We start from the raw sequence: 22618 nt of genomic DNA, 5'->3' as shown, positions 1-22618 counted from the left end.
AGAATAGCTAATTAATTTTTTTTATTAACTCTATAAAGAAAAGCAAATATACATTGTCAGAGTAAAATGGTCGGATATGTGGTACATTGTTCACCACAGCACAAAAACGGTTGTGCATCCTACATAAAGTATTTTATAGGTGTATGAATGAGCGTAATTGATACCATCAAAGAGCAGATTGAAGGTAATGATATTCTTCTTTACATGAAAGGAACGCCGCGTTTTCCTCAATGTGGCTTCTCTTCACGTGCTTCAGAAGCAGTGATGGCTTGTGGTGAACGTTTTGCTTTTGTAAATATTCTGGAAAATCCAGATATCCGTGCAGAACTACCAAAATATGCAAACTGGCCGACATTCCCTCAGCTATGGGTTAAAGGTGAGTTGATTGGTGGTTGTGACATTATCTGTGAAATGTCAGAAAACGGTGAACTTGCTGAATTGATCAAAGAAGCAGCAGCGGGTTCCGAAGAGCAAAGCGCTGAGTAATTTTAGATAGATTATTGCTTGATTTTATAGCGGTCTTTTCTATCATAAAAAACCTAAACGCTAGATAGCATTTTAATGGAGAAATAGCACAATGGGCGTACTTGTAGGCAAACAGGCTCCTGACTTTACAGCACCAGCAGTACTAGGTAGCGGCGAAATCGTTGACGCTTTCACACTGTCTGAAGCAACTAAAGGCAAAAAGGCGGTAGTATTCTTCTACCCACTGGACTTCACATTCGTTTGTCCTTCTGAGCTGTTAGCTTTTGATCACCGTATCGAAGAGTTCAAAAAGCGTAACGTTGAAGTAATCGGTGTTTCTATCGATTCTCACTTCTCTCACAACGCATGGCGCAACACGCCGGTAAACGAAGGCGGTATCGGTGCAGTAAACTACACGCTAGTTGCAGACATGACTCACAGCATCTGCCAGTCTTACGATGTTGAATCTGAAGGCGGCGTAGCTTTCCGTGGTTCTTTCTTAATCGACGAAGACGGTCTAGTACGTCATCAAGTTGTTAACGATCTACCACTAGGTCGTAACGTTGATGAAATGCTTCGTATGGTTGATGCGCTTTCATTCCACCAAGAGCACGGTGAAGTTTGCCCAGCTGGCTGGAACCAAGGTGATAAAGGTATGGACGCATCGCCAGAAGGTGTTGCTAAGTACCTATCTGAAGAAGCAGACAACCTGTAATCTTCAGCAAATTTATTGCTAATAAAAAACCCGCTTACTAGCGGGTTTTTTTGTATCTGGGTATTGGTGATTAAAAGGAGTTATTCGTAATCATCATACTGGTCTACCATATCCCAGCCGCCAAGCTCTTTCCAACGATTTACGATAATACAAAATAGCTCTGCTGTTTTCATCGTGTCGTAAAGTGCGGAGTGCGCCTGTTTACCATCAAACTCGATGCCTGCAACCTGACAAGCTTTCGCAAGAACAGTTTGACCAAATGCAAGGCCGGCTAGTGTTGCAGTATCGAAAGTAGAGAAAGGGTGAAATGGGTTGCGTTTTATATCTTCTCGATTCGAAGCTGCGTTTACAAAGCTTTGATCGAAAGATGCATTGTGACCAACTAAGACTGCACGTTTACAATCATGGGCTTTAAGCGATTTTCGCACAGCGCGGAAAATCTCTTCTAGTGCTTCTCTTTCAGGTACAGCTTCACGATCAGGATCGTAAGGGTCGATTCCTGTGAAATCCAAGGCTGATTGCTCAAGGTTTGCGCCTTCAAAAGGTTCTACCTGAGCTTCGAAGCTCTTGTCGATAATCAAAAAGCCGTTTTCATCCATGGTCAAAGTTACGGCTGCGATTTCGAGTAATGCATCAGTACGGGCATTGAAGCCTGCAGTTTCAACATCGACTACGACTGGTAAAAAACCGCGAAAACGGTTTGCCATTGGGTGTTTTGTGGCGCTATGGTTGCTCAATGGATGCCCTTACTTTGGTAGAGGGTTGCCTTTAAATTTTGGCAATATTCTAGCAGTGGAAGTGCAGTCACTCCAATCGTCTACTCAAGAATATTTAAAATTGGCCGTAATAATACAAATACTTATATAGCTTTATCATTAAAATTGATTCCTTGCCCTTATATATTGTTTTTCTGGGGTATAATTTTATTCGTTGCAGACTTGGTGTGATTGGCGGTTCTATTGTGTTTATTCGCGTATTTTCATTGTTATGTATCGCAGTGCTTTCGCTACAGGTGCATGCTGTGACCTTTCGTAGCTCCATCGATGATTCTAAATGGGAGCTAGAGGCTTCTAAATTTACGTGCCAGTTGAGTCAGGTTATTCCTTCATTTGGGAATGCTGTTTTTGAGCATGAAGCGGGTGAGTTAGTGCGTTTTATGCTTAAACCAACTGAGACTATTCATTTTCAGAAGGGCGGTAAACTTGTAGCTGAAGCAGCTCCTTGGCAGCCTGGAATAGTGCCACAATATATCGCTGCAGTGAAAGCTGAAGAAAGAACGGGTCATATTAAAGTAGAGCCCAAACATGCTCAGAATATGTTGGCGGCTCTTAATAAAGGGATGATGCCGACATTTACTACGGACGAGTGGTACGGAACTAACGAATCATTACGTGTCTCTGTATCGGCAGTAAATTTTCAATCTGCCTACGATGACTATGTTGCTTGTACTGCCGGGCTGCTGCCGGTTAATTATCGTCAGGTGGCACGAACTGCAATTTTGTTCCCTTCAGCTCAGTGGCGTTTATCCGATGCATCGAGGGAGCGATTGGATCTGATCGCACTCTACGTTAAAAATGATGACGCAGTTAAAGGCGTTTATGTTGACGGCCATTCCGACAACATGGGGCGTAGATTGATGAACCGAGATATTTCCAAGCGACGCGCGGAGGAAGTGACTGCATATTTGATCAGTTTAGGCTTGGAGCCAACTATGATTACGACTCGTTATCATGGTGAACGTTATCCGGTGGTTGAAAATAATAGTCGCAAAAACCGAGATCGTAACCGTCGAGTCACTATTCGTTTGGAAAAAGATTAGTCGATCTACATTGCCATTAATTCCTTTCTATTAATTTGCCCTGCGGCAGATGCGTTGCAGGGTAAAGTTCTGCTATAATACCGCGCTTAATTTGAATATCCCTTTCGGCCCGTGTCGGGGCGAATATTGTTCGCAAGTTGGAGCTTGAGAATGTCCGAGATCAAAAAGGTCGTTCTGGCCTATTCCGGTGGATTAGATACGTCTGTTATCGTTCGCTGGTTGCAAGATGAATACAATGCCGAAGTAGTTACATTCACTGCTGACTTAGGTCAGGGTGAAGAGGTAGAGCCTGCACGTGCTAAAGCTGAAGCTTTGGGTGTAAAAGAGATTTACATCGAAGATCTACGCGAAGAGTTTGTTCGTGACTTTGTATTCCCAATGTTCCGTGCGAACACAATTTATGAAGGTGAGTACCTTCTAGGTACATCTATTGCTCGCCCACTAATTGCTAAGCGCTTGATTGAAATCGCTAACGAGACGGGTGCTGATGCAATCTCTCACGGTGCGACTGGTAAAGGTAATGACCAGATTCGTTTTGAGCTAGGTGCCTACGCGCTTAAGCCAGGTGTTCATGTTATCGCGCCATGGCGTGAGTGGGATCTAACTTCCCGTGAAACGCTTATGAAATACTGTGAAGATCACAATATCGAAGTTGATTTTGCTAGCAGTAAGAAAAAATCTCCATACTCAATGGATGCTAACCTTCTTCACATCTCTTACGAAGGCGATATCCTTGAAGATCCATGGCAGGAAGCTGAAGAAGATATGTGGCGTTGGTCTGTATCTCCTGAGCAGGCTCCTGATGAAGCAACTTACCTTGAGTTGACTTACGAAAAGGGTGACATTGTTGCGATCAACGGTGAACAAATGAGCCCAGCGACTGTTCTTGAATACCTGAATAAAGTAGGTGGTGAGAATGGTGTAGGCCGTTTAGATATCGTAGAAAACCGCTTCGTAGGCATGAAGTCTCGTGGTTGTTACGAAACTCCTGGTGGCACAATTATGCTTAAAGCGCACCGCGCTATTGAGTCGATCACACTTGATCGCGAAGCTGCTCACCTTAAAGATGAGTTGATGCCGCGTTACGCTAAAGTTATCTACAACGGTTTCTGGTGGTCAGAAGAGCGTAAGATGCTTCAGAAGATGATCGATGAGTCTCAGCAAGTAGTAAACGGTGACGTTCGTCTTAAGCTATATAAAGGTAACGTTATTGTTGTTGGTCGTCGTTCTGATGACAGCTTGTTCGATGAGAATATTGCAACATTTGAAGATGATGCAGGTTCTTACGATCAGAAAGATGCGGCTGGCTTTATCAAGCTAAACGCTTTGCGTATGCGTATTGCTGCAGGTAAAGGAAGAAGCTTTTTAGATGATTAATTTTGTCTAAATATGCAGAAAAAACCCCGTAGTGACCCTGCGGGGTTTTTTATTGTGCGATAGATGGCCTAAACTTTGATAATGGTCTGATTTATATGCTACTTTTGCTGTTATCTAAACTATGCAGAATCTATGGAAATCAACTACTCAGGAAAGTCTGCTTTAATCGTAGACAGTAAGCTCGACGATCTCGGGGCATTACGCCAAATCCTGGGCCGTATGGGTGTGGGGCAAGTACAGGTTGCTTCCTCGGTTAATATGGCGTTGAGCCTGATGCGTGAATTGACCTTTGATCTTTGCTTTGCTGCTTATGATATGGGCAAAGGCGAAAAAAATGGTCTGCAGCTACTTCATGAAGCTAATGCTGAGGTTATCCTTCCTGAGGCGAGTACTTATTTCCTCATTGTTGATCCAGAAAGTTCTGAACTTCTTTTCGGTTCTCTAGAAAACTCACCTGATACTTATATTTCAAAACCTTTTGATCAAGGAAAGGTGCGTCATCGTCTGGAAAAACAGCTGCGGATCAAAGAGGCTATTCGGCCAATTGAGCAGTTATTGGACGAAGAGCACTATGAAGAGGTGTTGGAAAAGGGTAGGGCGCTTGTTAATCATTATCCTGGTTTAAATATATTCCTTCAGCGGGTTAATGGTATTGCTCTATTGAGGATGAAGCGTTTTACTCAAGCTAAAGAGCTCTTTATGGGGTTGACGAGTAAGCGTGATTTACCTTGGGCTGAAGTAGGAAGAGGGGTCGCGCATTTCAATTTAGGTGAATATGATGATGCATTGAGCTGTCTTAATCGTATCGTTGATCAGCAGCATGTGTGTGTTGAAGCATATACATGGCTGGCTCGAATTTATCGGGTTAAAGGTGAGTTGAGTAGAGCTGTTACGCTGATGCGAAAAGCTGTAATGATTCAGCCTACAGTTCCTGAATTGCAAAGTGAGTTGGCTGATTTGGCTTCTCAGGTGGGTGAGTGGGATATCGCAAAGGATGCTTACCAGCAGGCAGTTCGTTATGCGCGCTATTCAGTCTTTCAAACCCCGTCTCATTATTTCGGTTTGGTTAGATCCTTGATTCAGGCAAATAAAACTAGATTGTCTGAAGTGGAAACGGATGTTGTTCGCATTCTGGAGGATGTGGTGCTTGATCATCCTGATGATCAGGAGGTTATGTTTCGAGCCAAGCTCATAAATTGCGATCTTTATCGTCAAGAGTCTACTGAGTCTCGTAAGCGTTTGGAGCAGATGCTTCAGCAAACGTTGAATTTCTTCCTACGCATGGATGTCGATAACCAGTGTAAATGGTTAGATGTTTTGGTTGATGCGGTTCATGGTTATGAGTTAGAGGATGAAGTTCAGATTAAACGAAGAGATCTGAACCGAGTGATGGTTGAGAAAGATTGGGGTAAGGCAAATTATGCCGCTATGAGTAGTTTTCGTGGTGGTGATTTGGATCGGGCCTTTTTAATGTTTGGTCGAGCTAATGAATTGCTACCAAGTCATACGGGTATTGCGCTTAATTTGGTTCAGGCAGGAATTGAAAAAGCCAAAAGAGGTCAGAATGCGCTATGGATCTTGTTATCTGTTCGTGATGTTTTGGCAACTATTTCTTATGGGGCGTTGTCTGAAAAGCAGCAGCAGCGTTATTCGGCTCTAGCTGAGCGTTTTGCTGAGCAGTACAACCAACTAAATCATTTTAAGAAAGAAGAGGATGAAGACCCGTTAAGCCAGGAGCTTTAAGGGCTTATTTACAGAGTTTCATCATCTCCTATCAGGAAAGAATGAGAAGATTTTTCCAGTTGTTCACTCTCTCCTTCTCCGCGATTGATATTACGCGCAAGTTTACGACCCAATAATTTCTTCTGTGCCATTGGTGGGAGGTCAGTAAACATAATAAGGTTTTTACTAATAAGGACGTCTACCAAATCTTCAAAAATACGAGCAACGGCCATATCTGACTGTTGAAGGAACTCTTCTGCAGAAAACTCTTCATCGTTAATGGATAAAAAATCCATTACTTCCTTGTTTTTTATATCAACTGCTTCAGCGCCTGCTTGAGGGGTTTCTGAAAGGCTTATGATCCGGCCTTCTTCATTGCGTATAGCGTATAACATATTGATTTGATACATTGGATAAGTTGTTAATGTACATACTATATATTGTTTCTTTGAGCATTGCTCTCAAATAAGGTTAAGGTCTCGGTAAATGGAAGCGGTTCAGGACCCTTTGCTCGGTTGTCTGGTTCATCTCAGTAAGCAAAATCATAAGCCTTTTTCACCGGAGGTATTGTGTGAAGGTTTGCCGTTGGTTGATCATAAATTAACCCCTAAGTTATTTATTCGAGCTGCTAAGAGAGCAGGGTTTGCTGCTCAAATATTACCGCGCAAGCTTACAGATATATCTCCTCTTGTCCTTCCTGTCGTGTTAATACTTGAAAATGATCAGGCTTGTATTCTGCAAGAGATAGATCATGAAGCTGGACAAGCTACAATCATTCAACCAGAAAGTGGTGGTGAACATCATCTGGCGCTAGATGAATTGGCTGCCTTATATACCGCTCACGCAATTTTTGTTCGTCTTGAATATCGATTCCAGCAACAAGTTTCTAAATTGCTAGAAGGACATCAAGGTCACTGGTTTTGGGGAACAATTAAACGTTCGACTGCGATATATCGAGATGTCTTAATAGCTTCTTTTTTGATTAACCTCTTTGTTATCGCAAACCCGCTCTTTGTTATGAATGTTTATGATCGTGTTGTGCCTAACAATGCGATAGAAACATTATGGGTGTTAGCGATCGGTGTATTGATCGTATATTTGTTTGACTTCGGGCTGAAGATGCTGAGGTCCTATTTTCTTGAAATAGCTGGAAAGAAAGGGGATGTCATACTATCTGCATTGCTTTTCGAAAAGGTTTTATCACTGAAATACAGCGCACTTCCTGCATCGGTTGGTTCTTTTGCTAGTAATTTGCGTGAATTTGAAAGTATTAAGGGCTTTTTAAGCTCAACGACAAATGTTGTTTTTATTGATCTACCATTCGCCATTCTCTTTTTAATTGTCATCGGCTTTATTGGCGGGCCACTGGTTATTGTTCCTCTTGTCGCAATTCCGTTGATTATACTTGTATCCTTTATTGTTCGACCTTACTTAAAAGAGGCTGTTGAAAAGACGTTTGCGTCTAACTCGCAAAAGAGCGCAACCTTGATTGAAAGTTTAACTGCTATGGAAACTGTGAAAACCCAACGGGCAAGTTCGTCGTTGCAATTGGGTTGGGAGCAGGCTGTTGGCTATATCGCCAAATGGAGCCTTCGTTCACGCATGTTGTCAGCATCAGTGGTCAATTTTGCTGCACTAGCTCAGCAATTAACATCTGTGGGTATCATTATTACGGGTGTTTATCTGATAAGTGAAAGAGAGCTGACTATGGGGGCTCTGGTTGCTTGTGTGATGTTATCAGGTAGAGCAATAGCGCCAATGAGTCAGGTGGCTAATCTTGTTATTTCGTTCCATCAAGCATCAACTGCTTTAAAAGGCTTGAATGAAATTATGGCACTGCCTTCAGAGCGTACTGATGAGCAGCAATTTGTGCATCGACAAGAATTAGAAGGTGCTATCGAATTCAAAGATGTTAGTTTTGCTTACCCTAGTGAAGAGCAAAAGGCATTGGATAGGGTTTCATTCAGTATTAAACCGGGCGAAAGCGTTGCGCTGATTGGTCGAATTGGCTCAGGTAAGTCTACCATAGAAAAGTTGGTGCTTGGGCTTTACGGGGCAACAGAGGGTTCAGTTCGAATCGATGGTATAGATATCAATCAGATTGATCCGGTCGATTTGAGGCGTAACTTTGGTTACATGCCTCAGGATATTATGTTGTTTGCTGGAAGTGTGCGAGACAACATCGTCATAGGATCTCCTCAAACTGAAGATGATCGCTTAGTTGAGGTTGCTAAATTGACTGGTGTTTCCGATATGGTTAATCGTCATCCTCAAGGCTTTGATATGCAAGTGGGTGAACGCGGTGCTGCGTTGTCGGGTGGTCAGAGGCAGACGGTTGCGGTTGCACGCTCTCTTATCCATGATCCTAATATTTTGATTTTGGATGAGCCGACTGCATCGATGGATAATTCCTCTGAAGAGCAGATTAAAACCATGCTTAAGGCTTATGCAAAAGATAAGACGATGCTGGTAGTGACTCACAAAATGTCGTTGTTGAGCTTAGTTGATCGAATCATCGTTATGGATGCTGGTCGAGTGGTAGCAGATGGCCCGAAAGAAGCGGTGCTGGATGCCTTAAAGCAAGGCCGTCTTCAGGTGCAGAGGTAAGATCATGGCTCAAGCTAAAAAAGATTTACATTATATGTCTAGCGTGAGTGAAGCCATGGCTGAGCAAAGCCCTAAGGGGGCTAGTGCTTTGCTTTGGGCGATGCTTATCTTTGTTGTGGTTGCCATCGTTTGGGCTTTCTGGGCTGAACTGGATGAAATTACTCGCGGTGATGGTGAAATTATTCCATCTAGCCAGTTACAAGTGATCGAAACCTTAGAAGGCGGTGCCTTATCAGAAATCCTAGTTCGTGAGGGTGATATTGTTGAAAAAGGCCAGGTGTTGTTACGTATAGATGACATCCGTTTTTCAAGTTCATTCAAGGAAAACCAGGTGCGTCAGTATGAGCTGATCGCTAAATCGGCGCGCTTGGAGGCAGAAGCAGATAATACTGATTTTGTACCACCTCAGGGTTTCCCAATTGAATATCAAAGTATGCTTGCTCAGGAAAAAAGCCTATTTGTGACGCGTAAGGCTGAAATGCTTGCTGGCCTCGGCGGTTTAGAGCAGCAAGTGGAACAGCGTAAGCAGGAATTAAAGGCGGCTCAGTCACAGGAAAGGCAGCTTGAAAGAAGTTACGGTTTGTTGAAAAGGGAGTTGGATATTACTCGGCCTTTGTTAAAGGACGGGGTTATTTCTGAGGTCGAATTTTTGAGGCTTAAGCGTCAGTTGAATGACTTACAGGGTGAGTTGTCAGGAGTGCGTCTTAATATCCCAAGAATTGAGTCGACTCTGCAAGAAACCAAACAAAATCTTGATGGTGCTGAATTGCAGTTCAGGAATGAAGCACGTCGAGAGTTGAATGAGGTTGTAGCTGAAAGTGCGCGAATCCAACAGGCCCTAACGGGTATGAATGACCGTATTGATCGTGCTGAAGTAAAGGCACCGGTTAAAGGTACGGTAAAACAGCTACTGGTTAATACAGTGGAAGGGGTTGTTCAGCCAGGAGATGAGCTATTAAACATCATACCTTGGGAAGATAAGTTGCTGGTTGAAGCGAGAATAAGACCTTCTGATATTGCTAATATTGCCCCAGGGCAAGCGGCTGTAATTAAAGTGTCGGCCTATGATTTTTCTATTTACGGTGGTGTTGATGCGTCTGTGGTATTTGTGAGCCCAAGTACCATTCTCGATGAAGAGGGGGAAAGTTACTACTTGGTCAGATTGGAGACTGATAAGCCTTATCTTGGAGCGGTAGAAGCTGAACTGCCTTTAATCGCTGGTATGACGGTAAGTGTGGATATTTTGACAGGTAAGAAAACGGTAATGGATTATCTGTTAAAGCCAGTGCTTAAGGCGAAAGATAGAGCGCTTACCGAGCGCTAATGATTGATAAATCAAAGTGTTCTAATTTGTGGTAAATCAACAACTGGTGTAAAAAATACTAAGTTATTTGCATTAAGTAATTAACCATAATAAGTTTATGGCTTTGTTTTATAGTAATGTAAATGAGAATCGTCTAAATAAGCTTTGTCGGCTTGTGGGTATTAGTTAGACGTTATAAAATTGTGCGCCGCGGCTATAGGGATAATTATATGCTCAGGTGCCGCGGATTATGGATATTATGCAGTTATTCTTTCTAGGGAACCGACCGAAAGTTTTGGATCGATGGCTTAAGCTGCTCGTGGACTGGCAGCCTGAGGTTTTGTCGATTGCTGAGCTTTCATCGAAATTGTCGGCGATCAAGAAGGGCATTGTTCTAATGCACCTTAGCTCGGTTGATGATAAGAGTAGTCAGCTAGTATTCAGTTTCAAAAAGGATAATCCTGAAATCATTTTGATTGTATGTACCGATGCTCCTTCTGAAGATGAAGGTATCCGCGTACTGCAATCAGGTGCTAATGGATATACCAACACGTATGTTACAGGTTCATTGCTAACGGAAGTGGTGAAAACTGTACTCCGTGGTGATATTTGGGCAGGGCCTGAACTCCTACAAAAGCTACTTAAAAGACTTTTGGGGGGGATGACCGTCGCAGATAGCAAAGTGGACACCGCAGAGACTGTAGATTGTTTTGAAGGATTAAGTGGTCGCGAGCAAGACGTGCTTTCTGTTTTAACGACAGGAGCAAGTAATAAGGAAATTGCCAGAGAGTTAGATATTACTGAACGAACAGTGAAAGCGCATCTGAGTTCTATTTTTCAGAAAACAGGGGCTACTGATCGAGTTGCACTAGTTTTAATGGCTAGTAAACAACCAGCTTAAATCAATCAGTTTTATCGGCTAGCGACTACAAACTATTTATATTTTAAGGCGGAATTTATGTTCAGGTCAGTTGTTGCTGGTGTGCTACTTGGGGCGGTGAGCACGGCAGTTTACTCTACTACTCTTGATAATGTGGTTGCAGAAGGTCTCAGTAATAGTCCGGAAGTTCAGCGTGCTATCAATGCGCGTAATGCTGTTTATCAAGAGGTCCAACAAGCTAAGGCTGGTTATCTTCCAAGTGTAGATGTTGCAGGTGGTATTGGTTATGAATGGACCAACAATACAACCACGCGTGCCAATGGTGGTGATGTAGAGCTGACGCGTGGTGAAGGTAGTTTAAGCATTAGGCAAATGCTGTTTGATGGTTTTGCCACTTCTAATGAGGTAAAACGTCAAAAGGCTCGTGCAATTTCAGCTGATAAGAGAGTTGTTGAAACTGCTGAAACTTACGCGTTAGATGCAGCTAGAGCTTATATTGAACTGAATCGTCGTAGTGCCCTTCTTCAGCAAGCTAAAGAAAACCTTTTTAACCATGTAAAAATTTATGATCAGATCAAACGACGTTCTGAATCAGGTGTAGGTGCTTTGGCCTCTATTCAGCAGGCTGAGGGGCGTTTAGCTTTGGCAGAGGTTAATACCTTAGCTGCTGAAAATAATTTACTGGATGCAAAAGCTAATTATCAGCGTGTAACTGGCTTGATGGCCCCTGAAGAGTTGATCTATCCTGAGCTGGTAAGTGTTCAGGTGCCTGAATCTTTAGATGCGGCAACAGAGGCTGCATTGAGCAATCATCCTACACTGCAAGTTGCAGAAGCTGATACAGCGGCAGCAGTTGCTCAATATAATGCTGCAAAACGTAATTATTATCCTCGTGTAGATTTTGAAGTCGATCGTACTTGGAACAATAACCTTGATGGTGTTGACGGGGTGAACGAAGATCTTACTGCTATGGTGAGATTGCGTTATAACCTCTATAACGGTGGAGCTGATCAAGCACGTGTTCGTCAAACTCAGCATCAGATAGAAGAGGCTAAATCTGTTCAAAACAGAAGTCACCGTGAGGTCCTTCAGAGTGTAGAGCTATCTTGGAATGCTTATTCCATTCTTTCGAGACAGTTACCGTATTTAGAGCAACACGTTGCTTCAAGCCAAAAGACGCGTAACTCTTATCAAAAGCAGTTTAATATAGGGCAGCGTTCTTTACTGGATTTGTTGGATACTGAGAATGAAGTATTTTCATCAAAAAATGATCTGACTAATGCTCTGCATGATCAATTAATTGCTCAGTACCGTGTTGTAAATGGTATGGGCACATTGTTAGATGCTTTTAAATTATCTTTGCCTGAGCCGAATTTAGGTGATGTTGAGCAAGATCAGCCTGTTCAAAAAGAAGCGGAAAAAGAAGAAGCAGCTGCGTCTTAAGGAAAATATTGAAAAGGGCTGGTGAAGTTAATTAAAATTAGTCCTCAACCTTATTTTAAAAGGGTTGCCATTGGCAGCCCTTTTTCTTTTGCATAAAGAGATATCATGAAATCTCATAAAATCAGTCAAGCTCCAATCCCTATGCGTAATGTGGGTCCTATCAAAATTACAGGACCTGTTTTAGATGAAAAAATTAGCGTGCCTCTAGCTACCTATGAAACGCCTTTATGGCCATCTGTCGGCCGTGGCGCAAGGGTTTCTGCATTGACTGGTGGCATCAAAACGACTGTGATTGATGAGCGAATGAGTCGATCTATTCTGCTTGAAGCGGATGACGCAACTGAGGCTATGCTTGCTCTAAATTCGATTAAATCTCGTATGAATGATATCAACGAGGTGGTTGCTCAGAGTAGTCGTTTTGCCAAACTTATTGATATGAATAGCCAGATCGTGGCTAATTTGATCTATCTACGCTTGGAATTTACAACGGGTGATGCATCTGGTCACAACATGGTGACAAACGCAGCAGATAAGATTATTCCTTGGATATTGTCTGAATATCCGCAGCTTCGTTATTCATCTATCTCAGGTAACTATTGCTCAGATAAAAAAGCGACAGCTGTTAATGGTATCCTTGGACGCGGAAAATATGTGGTAACCGAGATTTTAATACCGCGTGATATTTGTGAAAGACGCTTAAAGACAACGCCTGAAAAAATGGTTGATCTTAATATTAAGAAAAACCTGATTGGGACTATGGTTGCAGGTGGCCTGCGCAGTGCTAATGCTCATTATGCGAATATGCTTTTAGCCTTTTACCTTGCCACTGGTCAAGATGCAGCGAACATTATCGAAGGTTCTCAGGGTATAGTGCACGCTGAAGTACGTGGTGATGATCTTTATTTCTCTTGTACTTTGCCTAACCTTATTATGGGGTCTGTTGGTAATGGTAAAGGAATTGATTTTGTTGAAGATAACTTGGCAGCGCTAGGTTGTAAGGAAGCTAGAGAACCGGGTGAGAATGCGCAACGTCTAGCTGCTATTTGTGCTGCAACCGTTTTATGTGGCGAGTTATCTTTGCTAGCTGCTCAGACAAATCCCGGTGAGCTGATGGAAGCTCACTTAAAGCTGGAGCGCTAATGTCGGATCTGACTAATGATCGAAAGCTTGAACATATAAGAGCTATAGAAAATGATCCATCAACGGATCGAGCTGGAAGGTACTTTGATCGCATACATTTAATGCATCGTGGTTTACCTGAGATCGCTTTGAACGATGTTGATAGCTCATGTGAATTTTTAGGTTATCAGCTAAGTTTTCCTTTGTTGATATCCTCAATGACAGGTGGTGATCATCAGTTAGTAAAGCAGATTAATCATAATTTAGCGAAAGCAGCTCAGGCAACGGGTGTTGCTATGGCAGTTGGTTCGCAACGCGTTATGTTTACATCTCCTGAAGCTAAAGAAAGCTTCGTTTTGAGAGAATTGGCTCCTGATGTGCCTCTTATTGGAAATCTTGGCGCTGTTCAACTGAACTATGGCGTTGATGTGGAGCATGCGCAGCAAGCTATAGACTGTCTAGGTGCTGATGCTTTGTATCTTCACCTCAATCCTCTCCAAGAAGCGGTACAACCTGAAGGGGATACTGATTTCTCCAATCTTGCTGAGAAGATCGAAGCCATTGTGGCAGCACTTGATGTGCCTGTGTTGCTAAAAGAGGTTGGGAGTGGTTTGTCTCCTGCCGATATTGAACTAGGTCTAAAGGCGGGTATAACAACCTTTGATCTAGCAGGTACAGGCGGCACATCTTGGAGTCGAATTGAACACCATCGCAGAAAAGACGCGAGTAATATCGGCCTTAAATTCCAAGATTGGGGACTGCCGACCCCTGTAGCCTTGAAAATGGCTAGCCCATATCGCGATGTTGCCACATTAGTTGCAAGTGGTGGCTTAAGAGATGGGATTGATATGGTTAAATCTGTTATACTCGGCGCCTCTTTATGTGGCATGGCAGGTCCGCTGTTAAAACCAGCAATGGAATCTGCTGATGCAGTTATAGAAGAAATAGAAAAAATAAAAGCAGAGTTCAGAACAGCCATGTTTCTGCTAGGTGTCCGGGATATAGCATCTTTATCTAATAACCGGGCCCTTGTTTTAGACGAGAGTTAGGATCGAGACCCAAGAATGTCAGTTGGTATTGACGAAATCAGTTTCTATACATCCAATTATTATCTGGATTTAAGAACACTGGCGAATGTTCAGCAAATTGAGTCAGAAAAATATTATCAGGGAATAGGCCAAGAGAAGATGTCTATGGCGGCACCTGATGAAGATGTAGTGACTATGGCTGCAAATGCTGCTTACCCGTTAATTGAAAGGGTAGGCACTGATTCAATTAGTACGTTGCTTTTTGCTACAGAAACGGGTGTGGACCAGTCTAAGGCTGCAGGCGTCTATGTGCATAGACTGTTAGGATTGAATTCTAACTGCCGTGTTGTTGAGTTAAAGCAGGCGTGTTACAGCGCAACAGCTGCTATTCAAATGGCGTGTGCGTTAGTCGCTCGACAGCCAGAAAAAAAGGTTTTGGTCATTGCGTCAGACATTGCTCGATATGACCTGGACACCTCTGGAGAGGCGACCCAAGGTTGTGGTGCTGTCGCTATTTTGATCTCTGCAAACCCTCGTCTAATCGAAATCGATCCAGAAGTTGGTAATCATACTGAAGATGTGATGGATTTCTGGAGACCAAATTACCGTACGACTGCACTTGTTGATGGTAAATACTCTACCAAGATATACCTTAAATCGCTGAAAAAGGCTTGGGAAAACTTTGTGGAAGTTAGCTCTCTCGCGTTTAGTGATTTCTCTCACTTTTGCTATCACTTGCCGTTTAGCCGCATGGCGGAAAAAGCGCATAAACATCTAGCAAAGGTAAACAAAGTAGGTCTTTCTTTAGAGCAAATTGAAGAGCAGGTTGAAGAAACACTTTATTACAACCGTATCATTGGCAACAGCTATACAGCTTCAATGTATATCGGTCTGACCTCTTTGCTTGAGAACTGCAAAGAAAATTTGGCTGGTAATAAAGTTGGTTTCTTTAGTTATGGCTCTGGTTGTGTAGCAGAGTTTTTCTCTGGAACGGTGGTTGCAGGTTATGACAAATGTCTTCATACCATAAAGCATAAGGACATGTTGGATGCTCGCCAAGAAGTAAGTTATGACGAGTATTTGAATCTGTATCGCCACCCAGACCCTCGTGATGGAGAGCATCACGATATCCCTAATGCTACGACTGGGCGTTTCCGTTTGGCTGCGATCAGCGGTCACAAGCGAGAATACGTTAGCTGTTAATGAAGGCAATAGCCCCAGGGAAACTAATACTGAGTGGTGAGCACTCAGTTGTCTATGGGGCGCCTGCTATTGCGATGGCTGTTACATCCTCTGTAACAGCTTCATATACTCCTAACACGAGTCTGAATTTATCAGTTTATTCTGATGCTTTCGGTTGCTTTTCTAAGAATATAGCTACATTTAAACTCTTTTCTGAACAGCTTGATCAACGTTTTAATCTGTTTTTACAAGGAAAGCTCGCTGTAGCAGATGTTCTCTCATCACCTTCGGATCTGCTCTTTTATACCTTGTCGCAGCTTGGTTTTGATAGGGTTGGTCAGATCTTGATAGCGAGTGATATTCCAGCAGGTGCTGGTATGGGTTCCTCTGCTGCAGTGATTGCTGCATTGCTAAAGTTGGCTGAAGCTGCTTCTCAGCAAGCATTGACTAAACGGGAGTTCTTCAAGTTAGTTCGCCACTGTGAGAGATTGCAGCATGGACGTGGTAGTGCAATAGATGCTGCTGCGACGACTTTTGGAGGTGTTGTTAAAGTTCAAAATGACCATGTAACCCTATTGCCTGAAAAAATAGGTGATAACTGGTTTATCTGGAATAGCGGTTCACCTAAATCATCAACGGGTGAAACGGTTTCGGCTGTACGTGAGTCATTTGAGTTTTCAACAATTTGGCAGCATTTTGAACAAGTTACGCAGGATTTTGAGCGAATTATCTATTCTTCAGATGATCAGCAGAAACTAGACCTCATACAAGAAAATCAGCGCCTATTACAACAGATCGGAATTGTTCCACACGCCGTTGCTGATGTTATTAAGCGTATAGAGTCGATGGGGGGAAGTGCTAAGGTTTGTGGTGCTGGTAGTAGTTCTGGAGATACAGGTGGTTTGGTATTGGTCTATGCCCCGAAAGGGAATGCTACAGAGATCGCTAGTCGTTTAAATATCCACCTACAGCCTTTAAAAATCAGTTATCAAGGAGCGTATGTTGAATCGGATTAAAGTGACTGTGCCTGGCAGTATTATGCTGATGGGTGAACACGCAGTGCTTTTTGGTCATAAGGCATTAGCTTGTGCTGTGGATAAATATATACGCATAGAGCTTGAGCCTATCTCAACACGAGAAGTGCTGATTGACTCTGCACTAGCCCAATACCAGAGCCCGTTGTCAGATTTGGTTGCTGATGACAGGTTGAGTTTTGTGCTGGCTGCCGTTGCTATGTATGCAGATCGTTTGCCTTCAGGTATTAAAATTACGATTCGTTCAGAGTTTTCTCATACCGTTGGTTTGGGTTCTTCAGCCGCGGTCACTGCTGGTGTGGTCGCTGCACTTGCATCTTTTGTAAACGATGAAACGGATCTAGATAGTTTATTTGATCGTTCACAGGCAGTTGTTCATCAAGTACAAGGTGGACGAGGATCAGGAACTGACCTTGTGGCTAGTATCTTTGGTTCAATCGTTTCTTACCGTGTTAAGCCAAGGGAGATCAAAGCACTGTCAGCGCTACCCGACATATCACTTTACTACGCGGGCTATAAAACCAAAACACCCGATGTATTGAAGCATGTAGAGGATTTAGCGAGATATTCCCCTGAACTTTATCAACAGATCTATCAGCTAATGGGATCGGTAACGGATAATGCTGAAAAGGAAATTGCTAAACAGGATTGGCAGCAGCTGGGTCAATTAATGAATAATTACCAAGGCTTAATGGACGCATTAGGTGTAGCAGATAAAGCGATTTGCGATATTGTGTACACGCTTCGCCAGAGCAAGCATATTACAGGTGCTAAAATTTCAGGTTCGGGTCTTGGGGATTGTGTGATTGCACTTGGTTCGGATCCAGATCTATCTATAGCTTACGAACAAATTCCAGTCTCAGTTTCGGCGCAAGGGGTTAGCATTGAGCATTACTAAGCAGAGTGTAGTGGCATCGTTTCTTCCAGAGAAAACTATGCCGGGTAAGACAGCGGAAGCGTTTGCGCCAAGTAATATTGCCTTGTGTAAGTATTGGGGTAAACGGGATGTTGAGCTTAACCTGCCTATCAATGCCTCATTATCCATTTCGCTAGGTGAGTTAGGTAGTCGAACTAAAATCACGCCATCGGAAACCGGTGATCAGGTCTATCTGAATGGCGTGCTGCAGAGTGAGGGCTCCTCCTTTGCTCGGAAAGTAATCGCGTTTATTGATCTTTTTCGTCGAGATCTGGACCAACCAGTTAAGGTAGAAACAAATAATAATATTCCAACAGCGGCGGGGCTTGCCTCTTCAGCTTCCGGTTTTGCTGCACTGATGTTGGCGATTAACGACTTTTACAGTTTCGATCTTGATCAGAAAGTCCTGTCGGCATTTGCCCGAATCGGTAGTGGTAGTGCATCACGATCTATCTACCAAGGGTTTGTGCAATGGAATAAAGGTGAGCAAGAAGATGGCATGGATAGCTGTGCCGAGCCTTTAGCAGTAGATTGGCCTGGCTTCCGAATTGGTTTGCTAAAAGTTGCAACGGGCGCCAAAAAAATCGATTCTCGTTCTGGCATGCAACGTACAGTTGAATCGGCTGATCTATATCAGTCTTGGCCTGCACAGGCAGAGAAGGATCTGAATACAATTAAGCATGCTATAGCTGAACAAAATATGAGTCTGTTAGGCCAAACTGCAGAGCAAAATGCTCTGTCCATGCATGCGACCATGATTGCTTCATGGCCGCCGCTTTTGTATTGGCAGCCAGAATCTGTAGCGGCTATGCATCGTGTATGGGAATTAAGAGCGTCGGGCGTAGAAATTTATCTGACAATGGATGCCGGCCCTAACCTTAAACTCCTATTTGACGCGAAAAATGAAGCTGCGGTTCGCGAGGCTTTCCCAGAGTTAACCGATATGGATCTGGTCGCGCCCTTTGGTTAAGTGAGTATGCCTACTCATCATGATCATTCAGACCAGAGCTCTTCAGCATTCATTCTGACTCGGAATCAGCACGACACTCGCGAGGGTATCGTGCTGACCTATTGGGTCTGTTCTGAACAAAATGCTTTTCCGATTTCTATTACTCAGCAAGAGGCGGTGCTTTTTGTTCTTGATGAGCAAGTTCCTCGAGTTAAAACATTACTGAGTCATCTCCGAGACTGGCGCGTCAATAAAGTTGATCTGACTGATCTGCAGTATCGTGGCGTTACCGCAATATACAGCCAAACTTTAAAAACCTATCGCCAAATTCAAGAGTTACTGCATCTACATAATATTGTCATGATGGAAGATGATATACGTCATGCAGATCGCTACCTGATGGAGCGGTTTATTCAAGGTGGTGTACAAATTAGCCATGTGAATGAACAGGTCCGTTTAAAGTCAGATACGTATACCCCCAATTTACGCATCCTTTCTATTGATTTAGAAACTACGATGAAAGCGGACAATATATTGTCCGCTGCATTCTATGCTGATGACTTTCAATTGGTATTGATGCAGGGGGAAGGTGTAGATAGTGATGGGCTTGAATATGTTACTGATGAAACAGCTTTGTTGCAGCGATTTATTCAAGTGGTGGCGGAATATGACCCCGATGCGTTTATTGGTTGGAACGTAGTTGGCTTTGATTTTCGGGTACTACAAAAACGTGCTGAGGCACTGCGTATTCCACTTGTTCTAGGTCGTGACAAGTTGCCTTTAAAGCTGCATGAATCGGCTCAAGGTAAGCTTTTTGTACGTATGGCAGGGCGAATTGTATTAGATGGCATTGATACCCTCAAAGGTGCAACTTATCAGTTTGAAAGTTTTGCCTTAGAAAATGTCGCTCGGGAGATGCTAGATCGAGGTAAGTTGATAGACCATGTCGATGATCGTGGCGGTGAAATACAACGGTTATTTAGAGAAGACAAAGAGTCTTTAGCTCGTTATAACCTAGAAGATTGCCGATTGGTTTGGGAGATATTTGAGCATGCTGATCTGATTAATTATCTCCTTGAGAGGGCACGTCTAACAGGACTCGCTCTTGATAAAGTGGGAGGCTCAGCGGCAGCATTTGATAACCAGTATCTCCCTCTATTGCATCGATCAGGCTATGTGGCACCGCAATATGCTTCAGGGATGTCAGGGCTTAGTGCGCCAGGTGGTTATGTAATGGATTCACGCCCGGGCCTATATAGACAGGTCTTGGTTTTAGATTTTAAAAGCCTGTACCCCAGTATTATTCGTACCTTTAAGATCGACCCTTATGGTTTGGCTGAGGGACTTAAAGAGGGAGCTGAGCCTGAAGATTTAGTCCCCGGTTTTAACCACGCAATATTTTCGCGTAGTAAAACGATTTTGCCTGAGCTGATCGAGAAGCTTTGGGCAGCGCGAGATCAAGCAAAGCAGTTAAAAAACGCGGTGTTATCCCAAGCAATAAAAATTATTATGAACTCCTTTTATGGTGTTTTAGGTTCAAACGTCTGCCGCTTTTTTGATCAACGACTCTCGAGCTCGATCACCTTGAGAGGACATGAAATCCTGACCAAGACACGTGATCATATCGAATCAGAATTCGGTTTTAAGGTGATTTACGGTGATACTGATTCGGTTTTTGTCTGGTTAGGTGATGACTTCCCAGAAGAGCAAGCCAACAGTACAGGCCGTGCTGTAGCAGAACATCTCAATAGCTGGTGGCGTGAAAACCTAAAAGAGCGTTTCGAGCTAGATAGTCAGTTAGAAATCGAGTACGAGACGCACTATTGTCGGTTTTTAATGCCGACCATGCGCCATTCAGACAAAGGCACAAAGAAGCGTTATGCAGGGCTAAAGCGTTCTGGGGATGGTTCGTCTAAGATGGTGTTTAAAGGTCTTGAAAACGTCCGTACAGATTGGACGCCTTTGGCTCGTGAACTTCAAGAGCATCTCTATGAACGTATTTTCATAGGCCAAGAGTGGCAGACGCTTCTTAAATCAACGGTCGAAGCGCTATTAGCGGGGAATTTAGATCACAAGCTCATCTATCGAAAGCGTATCCGTCAACGTTTGGATCAGTATGTGAAGAATAAACCACCTCATGTTCAGGCGGGTTTGAAAGCTGAGTATGGCTACCAAGTAAAAGGTCAACCTAGCCCGTATCGGTCAGGTTCTTATATTGAATATATGATGACTGTTAACGGCGCAGAACCCATTGAATTTTTGAGTTCGCCTTTAGACTATCAGCATTATCTGGATAAACAGGTGAGGCCAGTGTGTGAGACGATCCTGCAGTTTTTAGATGAAGATTTTGATGATCTCACGGCGCCACAACATTCGCTTTTTTAGCGATGTTGTTAGGCTTTAACGTCTATTTGGGTGCCTAGCGGGCTCAGTGGATCTACTCTAAGTTTGCCTGGTGCTGTGACTTCTAATAGCTGCATCAATTGCTCACCCGTCTGTTCGATCTGATCTTTAGCCATCTCGGCTGATTTAACCGCATGAGTGGTTTGTGTCTGTTGCGTAGACATGGTTGTCGCTGCAGCAGTGATTTCATTGGCGTCCATAACATCATCCTATTGTCCGATTACGACAGCTATCTGTAATTCGTTCACAGGTGTCGGTGCTTGATGAAAAAATACTTACATTAATCTATCGGCTTGGATTGGTTTGGCTTTAGAGGATTTTAATCTATTTAGCTAATTAAGTACTTTTGGATAGGTTCTTAATGATAATAGTTATCAATAAATTCCTGGGGCATGCTGGTATTTCACTTAATGTGTTGTGATAGATAAAAAGGAATAATAAAAATGCTAAAAAAGATTATGGGTGTGGTAGTGCTATCTTCGTTGTTAGGTGCTGTAAACGCGTCTGCTGCGGGTAATATTGCGGTGGAAGAATCAGTAAAGCTGAATGTGAAGCCATCTGCTGTATGGGCGCTTTTAGGGGATTATAACGGTTTGTATCGTTGGCACCCTGCGGTAGCTTCCAGTGACAGAGATAATAAAGTGCGTGTACTAACTTTAGGTAACGGTGCGAAAATTACGGAGACTTTATTGAGCAAGGATGAAGGTAAGCGCAGCTATCGTTATCAAATTGATGAGTCACCATTACCAGTGTCTGATTATGAATCTGAAATTCAGGTTAAGTTGGATGGCCAAGGCGGCTCGATTGTTGTTTGGAGCTCTAGCTTTAATGCAGCTGGTGCCTCTGATGCAGAAGCGGAAAAAACAATTCGTGGCGTTTATCAGGCGGGCTTACAGAATTTAGATAAGCTATATAACTGAGTTGTTGAGTGGCCATAGAACAAAAAAAGCCACCTAAAAAGGTGGCTAAAGCAATAAAGATATAGAGCTACATATCTTTAAGGATAAAGATCACAAGTACGCAGGGGCCATGAGCACCCATTTGTAATTTTTGTCCGATGTCCGCGCTACGGGATGGGCCAGTAATCATATTGACCGTGCGCGGCATTTCATCAGGGTTCTGTTCACGTACCATCTGCCAAGCATCTTCGTAGCTACCGACGATCGTCGATTCACGCAATAATACGAGATGGCAATCCGGTAGGAAGTTCAATGTCGTCGGACTCTCTGGACGGGAGTACATCATCAGAGTCCCTGTCTCTGCGATACCTGTCATCGAGGTGGTTAAGCTAGCAACATCGCCAGATTGCGCAACACGCTGCTCGCGTTTGATATCGCCTAAGGCAGACCAATCGAGCTCATTTAAGCAATCATCGCTAGCGCTGACTAGGGATTTAAAATCATGTTTGTTAAGCCAGTTTGCGACAGCTGCAGGTAGATCACTCATTGCATTTATGTCGATAAGCTCTGCTGCCGCACCGCTTGCCATATCTCTAAACAGTTGGATCTGACCTGCTTTGTCTAGCTGGCTACGCTTAGGAATTATGGTCGCTTTATGTGCATTAATGCGACGTGTCGCTGCTGCTTTTTGTGCGGGTGTTGCTTCACCACGTTGCAAACCACGGCGGATGTTGCCCAGGATTTCTGCTTTGCTCAT

Annotated in this window: 21 protein-coding genes; 17 read left to right on the top strand and 4 right to left on the bottom strand. The window is 43.3% G+C overall.

The annotated features are described in order from the left end of the window. The first annotated feature begins 147 nt into the window (after positions 1–147). Positions 148–486, top strand: a complete 339-nt coding sequence (gene grxD / locus ACMXYP_RS12010; RefSeq protein WP_415881869.1) for a Grx4 family monothiol glutaredoxin — start codon at positions 148–150, stop codon at positions 484–486. A 91-nt stretch (positions 487–577) separates the two neighbouring features. Beyond that, entirely contained in the window at positions 578–1180 is a 603-nt protein-coding gene (locus ACMXYP_RS12005) for a peroxiredoxin (protein WP_415881868.1), read from the top strand. An 80-nt stretch (positions 1181–1260) separates the two neighbouring features. Here ACMXYP_RS12005 and rnt read toward each other — a convergent pair whose 3' ends face one another. Beyond that, positions 1261–1887, bottom strand: coding sequence for a ribonuclease T (rnt, locus tag ACMXYP_RS12000; RefSeq protein ID WP_415884669.1), 627 nt, complete (start codon positions 1885–1887; stop codon positions 1261–1263). A gap of 314 nt (positions 1888–2201) precedes the next feature. Here rnt and ACMXYP_RS11995 point away from each other — a divergent pair, with 314 nt between their 5' ends. The 3 genes from ACMXYP_RS11995 to ACMXYP_RS11985 all read left to right on the top strand — a co-directional run bounded on the left by ACMXYP_RS11995 (position 2202) and on the right by ACMXYP_RS11985 (position 6119). Then, entirely contained in the window at positions 2202–2999 is a 798-nt protein-coding gene (locus ACMXYP_RS11995; protein ID WP_415881867.1) for a flagellar protein MotY, read from the top strand. A gap of 150 nt (positions 3000–3149) precedes the next feature. After that, entirely contained in the window at positions 3150–4376 is a 1227-nt protein-coding gene (locus ACMXYP_RS11990; protein WP_415881866.1) for an argininosuccinate synthase, read from the top strand. Positions 4377–4508: 132 nt separating this feature from the next. After that, entirely contained in the window at positions 4509–6119 is a 1611-nt protein-coding gene (locus ACMXYP_RS11985) for a tetratricopeptide repeat protein (RefSeq protein WP_415881865.1), read from the top strand. A gap of 8 nt (positions 6120–6127) precedes the next feature. Here ACMXYP_RS11985 and ACMXYP_RS11980 read toward each other — a convergent pair whose 3' ends face one another. Further along, positions 6128–6508, bottom strand: a complete 381-nt coding sequence (locus tag ACMXYP_RS11980; protein WP_415881864.1) for a hypothetical protein — start codon at positions 6506–6508, stop codon at positions 6128–6130. Positions 6509–6584: 76 nt separating this feature from the next. Here ACMXYP_RS11980 and ACMXYP_RS11975 point away from each other — a divergent pair, with 76 nt between their 5' ends. From ACMXYP_RS11975 to ACMXYP_RS11925, 11 genes are all read left to right on the top strand, one after another. Further along, complete coding sequence (locus ACMXYP_RS11975) at positions 6585–8705, top strand: type I secretion system permease/ATPase (protein WP_415881863.1); 2121 nt, start codon at positions 6585–6587, stop codon at positions 8703–8705. A gap of 4 nt (positions 8706–8709) precedes the next feature. Further along, positions 8710–10029 (top strand): HlyD family type I secretion periplasmic adaptor subunit, encoded by a 1320-nt coding sequence (locus ACMXYP_RS11970; RefSeq protein WP_415881862.1) that lies wholly within the window; start codon positions 8710–8712, stop codon positions 10027–10029. 229 nt (positions 10030–10258) lie between these two features. After that, entirely contained in the window at positions 10259–10909 is a 651-nt protein-coding gene (locus ACMXYP_RS11965; RefSeq protein ID WP_415881861.1) for a response regulator transcription factor, read from the top strand. A 57-nt stretch (positions 10910–10966) separates the two neighbouring features. Beyond that, entirely contained in the window at positions 10967–12331 is a 1365-nt protein-coding gene (locus tag ACMXYP_RS11960) for a TolC family outer membrane protein (protein WP_415881860.1), read from the top strand. Positions 12332–12436: 105 nt separating this feature from the next. Beyond that, complete coding sequence (locus tag ACMXYP_RS11955) at positions 12437–13471, top strand: hydroxymethylglutaryl-CoA reductase (RefSeq protein ID WP_415881859.1); 1035 nt, start codon at positions 12437–12439, stop codon at positions 13469–13471. Then, positions 13471–14499: a type 2 isopentenyl-diphosphate Delta-isomerase gene (gene fni / locus ACMXYP_RS11950; RefSeq protein ID WP_415881858.1), complete on the top strand. Its 1029-nt coding sequence runs from the start codon at positions 13471–13473 to the stop codon at positions 14497–14499. The genes ACMXYP_RS11955 and fni overlap by 1 nt, the downstream gene beginning before the upstream one ends. A 15-nt stretch (positions 14500–14514) precedes the next feature. Next, positions 14515–15681, top strand: a complete 1167-nt coding sequence (locus ACMXYP_RS11945) for a hydroxymethylglutaryl-CoA synthase (protein ID WP_415881857.1) — start codon at positions 14515–14517, stop codon at positions 15679–15681. Continuing rightward, positions 15681–16676 (top strand): mevalonate kinase, encoded by a 996-nt coding sequence (locus tag ACMXYP_RS11940; protein WP_415881856.1) that lies wholly within the window; start codon positions 15681–15683, stop codon positions 16674–16676. The genes ACMXYP_RS11945 and ACMXYP_RS11940 overlap by 1 nt, the downstream gene beginning before the upstream one ends. Then, complete coding sequence (gene mvk / locus ACMXYP_RS11935) at positions 16660–17592, top strand: mevalonate kinase (protein WP_415881855.1); 933 nt, start codon at positions 16660–16662, stop codon at positions 17590–17592. The genes ACMXYP_RS11940 and mvk overlap by 17 nt, the downstream gene beginning before the upstream one ends. Further along, positions 17579–18580, top strand: coding sequence for a diphosphomevalonate decarboxylase (mvaD, locus tag ACMXYP_RS11930; RefSeq protein ID WP_415881854.1), 1002 nt, complete (start codon positions 17579–17581; stop codon positions 18578–18580). Before mvk ends, mvaD begins: the two co-directional genes overlap by 14 nt. Before the next feature lie 6 nt (positions 18581–18586). Then, the gene (locus tag ACMXYP_RS11925) at positions 18587–20944 is read left to right on the top strand and encodes a DNA polymerase II (RefSeq protein ID WP_415881853.1); all 2358 of its coding nucleotides are present in this window, start codon (positions 18587–18589) and stop codon (positions 20942–20944) included. An 8-nt stretch (positions 20945–20952) separates the two neighbouring features. Here the strand turns inward: ACMXYP_RS11925 and ACMXYP_RS11920 are convergent, their stop codons facing one another. After that, on the bottom strand, positions 20953–21162 hold the full coding sequence (locus ACMXYP_RS11920; RefSeq protein ID WP_415881852.1) for a putative motility protein: 210 nt from the start codon (positions 21160–21162) through the stop codon (positions 20953–20955). A gap of 243 nt (positions 21163–21405) precedes the next feature. On the opposite strand from ACMXYP_RS11920, the gene ACMXYP_RS11915 reads away from it, so the two are divergent. Further along, positions 21406–21882 (top strand): SRPBCC family protein, encoded by a 477-nt coding sequence (locus ACMXYP_RS11915; protein ID WP_415881851.1) that lies wholly within the window; start codon positions 21406–21408, stop codon positions 21880–21882. Between the two features lie 67 nt (positions 21883–21949). Here the strand turns inward: ACMXYP_RS11915 and ACMXYP_RS11910 are convergent, their stop codons facing one another. After that, a complete protein-coding gene (locus ACMXYP_RS11910; protein ID WP_415881850.1) occupies positions 21950–22618 on the bottom strand; it encodes a LutC/YkgG family protein in 669 nt (222 codons plus the stop codon).

The organism is Neptuniibacter sp. QD34_54, assembly GCF_047778055.1.
In the GTDB taxonomy this organism is placed as follows: Bacteria; Pseudomonadota; Gammaproteobacteria; order Pseudomonadales; family Balneatricaceae; genus Neptuniibacter.
Note: the sequence above shows the minus strand (reverse complement) of the source record. Positions and strands in the feature narration are given on the sequence as shown.

Bases quoted from the DNA above. Each gene is read 5' to 3' on its own strand.
- grxD (WP_415881869.1), top strand. From the start codon at position 148: ATGAGCGTAATTGATACCATCAAAGAGCAGATTGAAGGTAATGATATT.
- ACMXYP_RS12005 (WP_415881868.1), top strand. From the start codon at position 578: ATGGGCGTACTTGTAGGCAAACAGGCTCCTGACTTTACAGCACCAGCA.
- rnt (WP_415884669.1), bottom strand. From the start codon at position 1,887: ATGGCAAACCGTTTTCGCGGTTTTTTACCAGTCGTAGTCGATGTTGAA.
- ACMXYP_RS11990 (WP_415881866.1), top strand. From the start codon at position 3,150: ATGTCCGAGATCAAAAAGGTCGTTCTGGCCTATTCCGGTGGATTAGAT.
- ACMXYP_RS11985 (WP_415881865.1), top strand. From the start codon at position 4,509: ATGGAAATCAACTACTCAGGAAAGTCTGCTTTAATCGTAGACAGTAAG.
- ACMXYP_RS11980 (WP_415881864.1), bottom strand. From the start codon at position 6,508: ATGTATCAAATCAATATGTTATACGCTATACGCAATGAAGAAGGCCGG.
- ACMXYP_RS11975 (WP_415881863.1), top strand. From the start codon at position 6,585: ATGGAAGCGGTTCAGGACCCTTTGCTCGGTTGTCTGGTTCATCTCAGT.
- ACMXYP_RS11970 (WP_415881862.1), top strand. From the start codon at position 8,710: ATGGCTCAAGCTAAAAAAGATTTACATTATATGTCTAGCGTGAGTGAA.
- ACMXYP_RS11965 (WP_415881861.1), top strand. From the start codon at position 10,259: ATGGATATTATGCAGTTATTCTTTCTAGGGAACCGACCGAAAGTTTTG.
- ACMXYP_RS11960 (WP_415881860.1), top strand. From the start codon at position 10,967: ATGTTCAGGTCAGTTGTTGCTGGTGTGCTACTTGGGGCGGTGAGCACG.
- ACMXYP_RS11955 (WP_415881859.1), top strand. From the start codon at position 12,437: ATGAAATCTCATAAAATCAGTCAAGCTCCAATCCCTATGCGTAATGTG.
- fni (WP_415881858.1), top strand. From the start codon at position 13,471: ATGTCGGATCTGACTAATGATCGAAAGCTTGAACATATAAGAGCTATA.
- ACMXYP_RS11945 (WP_415881857.1), top strand. From the start codon at position 14,515: ATGTCAGTTGGTATTGACGAAATCAGTTTCTATACATCCAATTATTAT.
- ACMXYP_RS11940 (WP_415881856.1), top strand. From the start codon at position 15,681: ATGAAGGCAATAGCCCCAGGGAAACTAATACTGAGTGGTGAGCACTCA.
- mvk (WP_415881855.1), top strand. From the start codon at position 16,660: ATGTTGAATCGGATTAAAGTGACTGTGCCTGGCAGTATTATGCTGATG.
- ACMXYP_RS11925 (WP_415881853.1), top strand. From the start codon at position 18,587: ATGCCTACTCATCATGATCATTCAGACCAGAGCTCTTCAGCATTCATT.
- ACMXYP_RS11920 (WP_415881852.1), bottom strand. From the start codon at position 21,162: ATGGACGCCAATGAAATCACTGCTGCAGCGACAACCATGTCTACGCAA.
- ACMXYP_RS11915 (WP_415881851.1), top strand. From the start codon at position 21,406: ATGCTAAAAAAGATTATGGGTGTGGTAGTGCTATCTTCGTTGTTAGGT.
- ACMXYP_RS11910 (WP_415881850.1), bottom strand. From the start codon at position 22,618: ATGAGCAAAGCAGAAATCCTGGGCAACATCCGCCGTGGTTTGCAACGT.